This window comes from Holdemanella sp. (assembly GCF_056804935.1).
This window is the reverse complement of the sequence record NZ_DBMEXE010000051.1, coordinates 1-8,788: the sequence shown is the minus strand read 5'-3', so window position 1 is coordinate 8,788 and position 8,788 is coordinate 1. Positions and strand designations below refer to the sequence as shown.

The 8,788-nt window shown below is 34.9% G+C and carries 9 protein-coding genes, 2 tRNA genes and 1 pseudogene; 5 read left to right on the top strand and 7 right to left on the bottom strand.

The window, feature by feature from the left end:
• Both ACZQCL_RS03865 and ACZQCL_RS03860 read left to right on the top strand, forming a co-directional pair.
• Positions 1–152: pseudogene (locus tag ACZQCL_RS03865) on the top strand (TfoX/Sxy family protein); the annotation flags it as partial.
• A gap of 3 nt (positions 153–155) precedes the next feature.
• A complete protein-coding gene (locus ACZQCL_RS03860; protein WP_482481886.1) occupies positions 156–656 on the top strand; it encodes a GNAT family N-acetyltransferase in 501 nt (166 codons plus the stop codon).
• On the opposite strand, the gene ACZQCL_RS03855 is transcribed toward ACZQCL_RS03860, so the two are convergent.
• Positions 633–1,508, bottom strand: coding sequence for a LysR family transcriptional regulator (locus ACZQCL_RS03855; protein WP_482481885.1), 876 nt, complete (start codon positions 1,506–1,508; stop codon positions 633–635). The two genes, ACZQCL_RS03860 and ACZQCL_RS03855, sit on opposite strands and share 24 nt — an antisense overlap.
• Before the next feature lie 103 nt (positions 1,509–1,611).
• On the opposite strand from ACZQCL_RS03855, the gene ACZQCL_RS03850 reads away from it, so the two are divergent.
• Complete coding sequence (locus ACZQCL_RS03850) at positions 1,612–2,637, top strand: YeiH family protein (RefSeq protein WP_482481884.1); 1,026 nt, start codon at positions 1,612–1,614, stop codon at positions 2,635–2,637.
• Between the two features lie 8 nt (positions 2,638–2,645).
• On the opposite strand, the gene ACZQCL_RS03845 is transcribed toward ACZQCL_RS03850, so the two are convergent.
• The gene (locus ACZQCL_RS03845; RefSeq protein WP_412343847.1) at positions 2,646–3,515 is read right to left on the bottom strand and encodes a LysR family transcriptional regulator; all 870 of its coding nucleotides are present in this window, start codon (positions 3,513–3,515) and stop codon (positions 2,646–2,648) included.
• Between the two features lie 183 nt (positions 3,516–3,698).
• Between ACZQCL_RS03845 and ACZQCL_RS03840 the strand changes: the two genes are divergently transcribed.
• Entirely contained in the window at positions 3,699–4,448 is a 750-nt protein-coding gene (locus tag ACZQCL_RS03840) for a DUF4866 family protein (RefSeq protein ID WP_337526559.1), read from the top strand.
• Between the two features lie 11 nt (positions 4,449–4,459).
• Here ACZQCL_RS03840 and ACZQCL_RS03835 read toward each other — a convergent pair whose 3' ends face one another.
• The 4 genes from ACZQCL_RS03835 to ACZQCL_RS03820 form a co-directional block, all read right to left on the bottom strand.
• On the bottom strand, positions 4,460–5,770 hold the full coding sequence (locus ACZQCL_RS03835) for a threonine/serine exporter family protein (protein WP_482481883.1): 1,311 nt from the start codon (positions 5,768–5,770) through the stop codon (positions 4,460–4,462).
• A gap of 105 nt (positions 5,771–5,875) precedes the next feature.
• Positions 5,876–6,238 carry a DUF4186 domain-containing protein gene (locus ACZQCL_RS03830; RefSeq protein ID WP_154556542.1) on the bottom strand — a complete coding sequence of 121 codons (363 nt, stop codon included), beginning with the start codon at positions 6,236–6,238 and terminating at the stop codon, positions 5,876–5,878.
• 51 nt (positions 6,239–6,289) lie between these two features.
• A tRNA-Asn gene (locus tag ACZQCL_RS03825) sits at positions 6,290–6,365 on the bottom strand.
• A 131-nt stretch (positions 6,366–6,496) separates the two neighbouring features.
• Positions 6,497–6,572 (bottom strand) — tRNA-Asn (locus tag ACZQCL_RS03820).
• Positions 6,573–6,679: 107 nt separating this feature from the next.
• On the opposite strand from ACZQCL_RS03820, the gene ACZQCL_RS03815 reads away from it, so the two are divergent.
• A complete protein-coding gene (locus ACZQCL_RS03815) occupies positions 6,680–7,555 on the top strand; it encodes a Cof-type HAD-IIB family hydrolase (RefSeq protein WP_482481882.1) in 876 nt (291 codons plus the stop codon).
• Here the strand turns inward: ACZQCL_RS03815 and ACZQCL_RS03810 are convergent.
• Positions 7,542–8,579, bottom strand: coding sequence for a M42 family metallopeptidase (locus ACZQCL_RS03810; RefSeq protein WP_227993559.1), 1,038 nt, complete (start codon positions 8,577–8,579; stop codon positions 7,542–7,544). The genes ACZQCL_RS03815 and ACZQCL_RS03810 overlap by 14 nt on opposite strands.
• Positions 8,580–8,788: the final 209 nt, after the last annotated feature.

Sequence of the window (8,788 nt, the reverse complement as noted above, 5' to 3'; positions counted from 1 at the left end):
CAATTCATTATATGTCAAAAGTACAATATGAATTACCATATGATGGAGCCAAAGAAATGTTGTTGGTAGAAGAAGTGGATGACCGGAAATTTTTGGAAGGTTTGTTTCAAGTGATGTATGACGAGCTTCCAAATCAAAAAAGGAAGAAATAAATTATGGATGAGTTACTATTTTCCAAGAAATATTATGTTAGAAAACTACAAAAGAATGATATTGATCAAATATATGGTCTTTGTAGTAAAAATCACTTATATTATCAATATCGACCTCCTTATGTGACAAGAAAGAGTATTGAATCGGATATGGTGGCTCTTCCAGACAATGTTGATTTTAAGGATAAGTATTATGTAGGATATTTTAAGAATGAGAAGTTAATTGCAGTCTTAGATTTAATTGATGGATATCCAAAAAAGGATATTGTATTCATTGGATTCTTAATGATAGATATTAGTGTACAAAAGAATGGGGTTGGAAGTGCAATAGTCAATGAACTTATTGATTATTTAACAACACTTAAATATAAGGAAGTTCGCTTAGGTTGGATAAATGGAAATCTTCAAGCTGAACACTTTTGGATTAAGAATGGTTTTTGTCCTATAAAAGAAGGTCGTGTAGTACTTGCGAATCGACAATTAAATAAATTCTTCACTGATTGATAGATATTTATCGGCATGGATACTTTCTTTTTCCCAGATGATGTCAAAGTCGTGTTGTAACTTAAAATCATCTAAAGTAATTTCTTTGAGTTCTTTTGATTTTAATTCTTTTTCTACAGCTATCTTATATAGAAAAGAGATTCCACAATCTTTTTTCAACAGATTCATGATGGTATGCATATTTTCTACTTGCGTATAATGTATAAAATTTGAAATGTGTAATCCGTGGGCAATTAGACTTTGTTCAAGAATATTTCTTGTTCCAGAGCCTTTTTCACGAACCAAAAGATGTTCAGATATTAGATCATGAATAGTATGGGGTTCTTTATTAAATTGATGGGATGTAGCACAGACGGCAATATAGTCTTCTGTGCTATATTTTATATGAGAATAATTTTCTTTTGGATAATTTCCTTCGACAATAGCCATACTGATTTGTCCATGGTCAAGTAATTCGAGCAGATTAGATGTGTTGCCATAGTGAAGGTGGATATTGATTTCAGGATGATTTTGAATAAAGTTTGCCAATTTATCTACAATCGCATATTCACCGATGGTCATAGTTACTCCAATGGAGAGAGTTTCAATGTTGGATGTAATATTGTTGATTTCATTCATTAAAGCTTGTTCATTATTTTTCATTGTTAATAAATGTTTATATAGTATTTGACCAGATGGAGTTAGACTTAATTCTTTATTCTTATAATTGAATAGGATTGTATTGTATTGTTTTTCTAAAAAATGAATGTGTTGCGATACAGCAGGTTGTGTGATATTTAATTGTTTGGCAGCCGTTGTAAAATTTAATGTTTTGCATACAGTAAGAAATGTTTCAGTTCGATAATCTAGCATATGTACCTCTAATGATAAGAAAATATTATTATTCGATAGAATTATATAATTTTACCTTATTGATGTATAGTGCTACAATTCTCTTCATGGAGGGAATTATTGAATGAATTTTATTAATAAATATGGAAAAGGCATTTTAATTTGTCTATTGATTGCGATTCCATCATGGATCATAGGAAAAATGTTTCCGGTTGTTGGTGGTGCTGTCATTGCGATTCTTGCAGGTATGATTATTGCGATGTTTTGGAATGATAAAAAATCTGCCGAAGCAGGGATTAAATGGACTTCTAAAGTGATTTTACAAACAGCGGTTGTATTGCTTGGATTTGGAATGAATCTAGGTGTTATATTTGAAACAGGGAAACAGTCTTTACCAATCATTGTTTGTACAATTACTACATCTTTAGTACTTGCGTGGGTTATGAAAAAGGTTTTAAAAGTGCCTTCAAATACATCGGTTCTTGTCGGTGTTGGTTCATCTATATGTGGTGGTTCTGCCATTGCGGCAACAGCCCCTGTTATTGATGCGGATGATGATGAGATTGCCCAATCTATCGCAGTTATCTTTTTCTTTAATGTACTTGCAGCTATTTTCTTTCCTATTCTAGGAAAGGCGTTGGGTTTTGATACCATGCATGGGGATGCGTTTGGTATTTTTGCAGGAACAGCCATTAATGATACATCAAGTGTAACGGCAGCGGCTTCAACTTGGGATAGTATGTGGAATTTAGGTAGTGCCACATTAAATAAGGCGGTAACAGTAAAATTAACTCGTACACTTGCGATTATTCCAATTACACTTGGACTATCTTTTATTCGTGCTAAAAAAGAAAGACAAGCATCAAACTTTAGTTTGAAACGTGCCTTTCCAATGTTTATACTTTATTTTATTTTGGCAGCTATTTTTACAACAGTTTGTGTAAATGTTGGAGTAGACTCTAGTGTATTTGCACCACTTAAAGAATTATCGAAGTTTTTGATCATTATGGCTATGGCGGCCATTGGACTTAACAGCAATGTAATTCAGTTGATCAAAACGGGTGGAAAGCCAATTGCGGTTGGTGCAACATGTTGGTGTGGTATCACAATTGTAAGTTTAGTGATGCAGCATGTAATGCATATTTGGTAAATTTTGAATTATAAAGAAAGCGTATCAATAAATTTTTGTGTGGCAATATTGGTTGCACGACTTGCATCCTGGACAAGAAGAATATCTCGTTCAGGATTTTTTATATTTGTTTGAATTTCAAAAATATCAGAATCCTTAGAAATTAATTCTTTAGGATAGAATCCAATGCCAAGGTTATGTTTGACTAATGGAAGTATTTGATCGGCAGTAGCCACTTCTAAATCGGTATGAAAAGGGATTTGGTGAATTAAAAATAAGTTTGAATAATAGGTATATGTACTTGTATTTTTGCCTAAGGTGATAAATGGATAATACGAGATTTGTTGAATGTCTAGAATCTGGTTGCTTAAGCTTTCGTATTCTTTTCCGCCAATCAAGACTTCTTCAAAGCAGTAGAGTGAAGTTGCACGTAATGGCTTTTTGATATTGATCGGACTTGTGACAATCGCAATATCGACAATTCCTTTTTCTAAGGCATCAACAGCTTGAATAGAGGAATGGTTGGATAATTTGATTTTGACTTGTGGATAGGCTTTGTGGAATTGTTCAAGTTTGGATAATAAAAAGATATTTAGAGCCGTTTCACTTACACCAATTGATATATGTCCATGTTCTAAGGTTTTATTTGAAAGGATTTCACTTTCTCCTTGGTAAAGTTGTTCAATGGCTATCGCAACATGTTCATAGAGTTGTTCACCTTCGGGTGTTAGAGTAATACCGGAATGAGAGCGTACTAAAAGCTTACATCCAAATTCACTTTCTATGTTGTTCATGGTTCTTGAGATGTTGGGTTGGTTGTTATGTAGGATTTGAGCGGCCTTTGAAAAGCTTTTATATTTAGCTACATAGTAAAAGATGCGGTAATAGTCTAGTGTCATTGTATAACCTCCATATAATTTTTGTATAATGTATATTTAAAATATACATTTCACATATTTTCTTGGAGTTAGTATAATACTTTTAGTCTGAGTAGGCAAGCCATCAAAACAGATACAAAAAGTGTGTTAAAGGAAGACTTCTTGTATCTGTTTGTCGAAAGGATTAGAAAAGAAGTGAGAATCATGCCAACAATTTTTCCTAGGGAAGAAAAAGCAGAGGCTTTGTTTGATAAAATTGCCAAGGATCCTAGAGCTTGTAAACGATTGATGGATGCCTTTTATGAAGGTGTTGCCTGTGATGAGGATTCAAGCGTAGAAGAAGAAAGGGTACTTGTGGATAAACAAGTATTTACCAATGCACTATTTACTGCATACAAAAATAAAGATCTGTCGGCATTTTTAATGGCTGTATGCGGCAATAGTATGTTTGATTTATTAAGAAATGCATTTTTGATTCCATTGCGATTTAACGATAAGGGAAAAGAGAATCCGATTCTTTTAAGTGATGAGGATGGAAATATTATAGAAAGTGATATTCATATTCCTGAATCAAAGAAGCATATGTTTAAAAAGCTTGTAGAAAAAAATCGATACTTAGCGTATGGGTTTTTAGAGCAGCATAGCTTTAAAGAGGACATGTCCATTCGAACTATTCAAAATGAATCGCATTTAGGTATCTTAGTTGTCCAAGAAATGCCGGAAGAGGTTCATGAAAAGTTAAGTGATGCACAAATTTATTCTGGCTTATGGGATTCTATGATGAAGCTTGAAGATTTGTTGTATAATGCATTCTTCTATTGTGGTGATTTTAAAGGAAAGTATTGTGTTGGTGTATTCTTGCCATTTACACATTTCGAACATAATTTAGAAAAGAATATTGAAGTTTCAAATAGTATCTTATATGAATGTATACAAAAAATGCTGGACGATTAAGTTCAGCATTTTTAAGTACAATAACGAAATGAGGGATCGGTTAAGATACGGGCAAATATAAGTCCCATTGGAAGGGCCAAAACGATCAATAAAGATTGAATGAACCAGTTAGCTCCAATAGACATGGTAGATGCAAGTTCGAGATTATAGATAGCTCGATACATGTATAAGCCTGGAACCATAATCACAATGGATGGTACGGTTATCGCAATTCTAGGATATCCTGTATTTCCTTTGATCATAGAGGCAAGTAGTCCGGCAGTTAGTGCGCCAATAAAGGCTGCGGCTGCAGCGGGTAAAGATAAATCGACAAGTGTTAGTCGTAATGTGTTTGCGATGGCTCCAATGCATCCGGCACTAGCGGCTATTTTTTTTGAACTGTTAAACATAATGGAGAATCCAAAGACGCCTCCAAAACTGGTTAATAGTCTTAAAAGTAACTTAGTTGATGTTGAAATGTGTAATTTTACAAAATCAACGGGTTGAAGATGCAAGACTAAAGCACAGATCCATGCAGTAAGTGTGGCAGCTAGAATAATGATAATGGCATAGGCAAGTCTTTCAATACCAGAACGAAGATCTAATTTAGCTAAGTCAATACCGCTTGTAATGAAAGGAAAGCCTGGAATTATGAAAAGCATAGAACAGATGTATCCGGCTTCGTGTTGTGTGGATATGCCAAAATAGGTTTCTAAAAAATTAAATAATAAGGCATATGCAAGACAAGCTAAGGAAACACTGGCTGCAACATTTAAGAATAGGGTGTAGTTATGTTTGATCAGTTTCATTCGAAGTGTATTGCCAAGTCCCGCCCCTACAAAGGCACAAAGCATTTCAATGGGGCCTCCTCCAAGTAGAAAGGTAAAACAGCTACAGGCAAGAGCAGCCGCAAGTCCTAGAATAATGGGGGAGTAACTAGAGTGAATATTTTCAATTTGATCAAGTTGATCATGTATTTCGTTGCATGTGCATGTTTTACATTCGTCTTTAAAGTGATAGACAAAGTCTTCCATACGAGCAAGCTTGGATGTATTGACACTTGTATTATGTAAAGACAAGGATTGGGCGTGAGATTTGATTCCATCAATGCATGTGTAGGAAATATTTGTAAGTCCAATGTCGGCAATACATGTGATATTTAATTCACTAGCAATGGTGTTCATAGAACTTCTAACTCTCCAAGCACCTGTACCACAGGCTAGAAGCATCAATCCAATTCTTCCTATAACGGAGGATTTTTCTGTAAGACTTGCATTTTCAATCTTAACTTTTGAATCTTTGTTTGTATATTCGTGCCACGGAATTTCCATATGGTTTTTCATAAGATCATCTCCTATATCATTTATATATAATACACATAGTATAAATATATATTCGATATTTAATTCCATGAATAGTATAGTCAAGAAAAAAAAGAAGTCAATTTCTTAATCGACTTCTTTATGAATCCACGTCATTAATACTTTAACAATATATGCTTTTTGTTTGGGGCCTAGAGGCTGATTGGGTTTGATCTTATGCCATTTATATAAACATTGTCTACAACAACAGCCAGTAGCATGTTGGGCAATGAATACAGGGTGTCCTTTGAAAGGTGTTTGTTTACCGTCGTTGGGGATATAGGCTGGAGCTAATCTTTTTTCAACAAAATCTATGGCATGTTTTTCAATGGTGTCCATTCCTTTAGTTTGTATATACTGCTTATCTTTTTGTTTCAGATGAAAACTGCTCCTAAATTTGGAGTGGGATAAGCGATTAAAAAGTTGTTCAAACCATTCGGATTCTGTCATAATTAGCTCCCATAAAATAAAAAAACCAGCTAGGCTGGTTTAATAATCAAGTGGCGCCTGAAACAAGACTCGAACTTGTGACCTGCCGGTTAACAGCCGGATGCTCTACCGACTGAGCTATTCAGGCATTTGTTTTTCACTTGATTGCCTAAATATAATACCAAAAGAATTAGAGTTATGCAAGTACTTTTTTTATTTTTTTAAACAAATTTCAATTCAGAAATAAAAAAAACCAGCTAAGCTGGTTTACTAATCAAGTGGCGCCTGAAACAAGACTCGAACTTGTGACCTGCCGGTTAACAGCCGGATGCTCTACCGACTGAGCTATTCAGGCATTTGCTTTTCACTTGACTGCCTGTATATAATACCAAAAGATGTTGTGTTATGCAAGTACTTTTTTTAAAATTGTGATATATTATTTTCTATATGGAGGGATGGACTATGTTAGATGCGATTGTAATGGATATGGATGGAACTTTATTGGATCCAAATAATAAAATTTTACCAGAAACGAAGGCAGCATTGATTGCTTGTCAAAAGCAGGGGACAAAACTTGTCCTTGCGAGTGGTAGAAGTTATACAAGATTACTTTCATATGCTAAAGAATTAGAGATGGATGTATATGGTGGATATTTGTTAGAGGTAGATGGTATTGCATATTATGATGTTCAAAAGGATGAGCGTCATGTTTTAAAACAGATGTATAAGGAAGATGTTGAGCCTGTTTTTGCGTATTTGATGCATAAAAATTGTGAGACAATGGCTGTATTTAATGATGGATTATTTGATTATATTCCAGATCATATAATGGAAAAGAAAAAGGCATTAAGAAATGCACAAGAATATCCTGAAGATTTTCCTTGGACGGGTGGCCCTTGGTCTTGGCTTGCAGATATGCGTGATGGTTATCCTAAGATTACGTATATTAAGGATCTTAGTGAAATTAAATATCCAGTAAATAAGATTCAGACAATTGAGGATGAAGAGGTAACTACCCAATTGGCTTTGGATATTCAAAATGAATTTAAAGATCAATATGAAGTGTTCCGTACTTGTCCTAGAGAACTTGAAGTATTGCCTAAAGGATATAGTAAGGGAGCTACTTTAGTTCGTATGATGGATATGTTTGGTTGGGATAAGGATAAAGTCTTCACATTTGGTGATGGCGAAAATGATGTGAGTATGTTTGGTGTTGTAACTCATAGTTTTGCGATGGGCCAGGCTATGGATTATGTAAAAGAAAAAGCAGCTCATGTGACCAAGTCCAATGTGGAACAGGGTATTGTAGCTGCTTTAAAGGATTTTAATATTTTGTGATATAGCTAACAACAAGCTTCATTGTGCTTTCTACACCATCATAGTGTGTTCTTTCCATTCCGTGGCTAGCATGAACACCAGGGCCGATCAAGGCTCCTTTGATGTCGTTACCACCGCGTAATGCGGCACTGACATCAGATCCATATTGTGGGTAGATATCAACGGCATAATTAAGCTTGTTTTCTTTTGATAGTTCAACTAGACGAGTAATCATTTCGTAGTCGTATGGTCCGCTTGAATCTTTAGCGCAGATTGAAACGTCTTGTTCAGTACAAGCAAGATCTGTACCGATACATCCCATGTCTACGGCTAATAATTCTTCAACTTCTTCTGGAAGACAACTTGCTCCATGACCAACTTCTTCATATGTACTGAACATAATGACTAAGTCTCTTTGAGGTGTAATGTTGTTGTCTTTTAAGTATTTTAGTACGCCCATTAAAGCTGTAGCTGAAATCTTATCGTCTAAGAATCTAGATTTAATGAATCCACTTTCTGTGATTTGTGTTTTTGTATCAATACAAATGAAGTCTCCGTTGCAGATACCTAATTTTTCAACATCTGCTTTTGAGTGTACAACTTCGTCGATACGAACTTCCATTGTGTCTTCTTTTCTTTCTAATGTAGAAGCATCTGGATATACGTGTACGCTTGGTGAACAAGAAAGAATCGTTCCTGTATATACCTTTCCATCACGAGTATAGATCTTACAATATTCTCCGTCTAATGTTGGTAAGCATGGGCCTCCGACTTTAGTAATGGCAAGTTTTCCATTGTCTTTGATGGAACGAACCATAAGTCCTAATGTATCTAGGTGAGCGCTCAATCCTAATGTGTGTTCAGAATCTTTTCCGTCTACATAGATCAATAAATTTCCTTTTTGGTTACGTCCTGTTGTATAGCCTAATTTTTTAGCTTCTTCGTCCATGAAATCGATGGCTCTTTTTGTGTAGCCTGTTGGTGAATCAATATTCAAAATTTGTTTGGCGATGTCACAGACATATTCTTTATCAAATGGTTGCATATTTTAAAACTCCTCCTGTATGTATTATACGCTTTTATACAAATTCAAGACAATGTATTCATCTTTTTTTTGAGTTTTGTGTTATTGTACAAGAAAAGGAGGCTAATTGTATGGTGCGCCAGTTCGGTGCAGTTGATTTAGTTAGGTGAAACTCCTAACCTGGTAACTCTTGGAGCAAAGAGGCCAGTATCTAGTCCTTGGGCATTGTA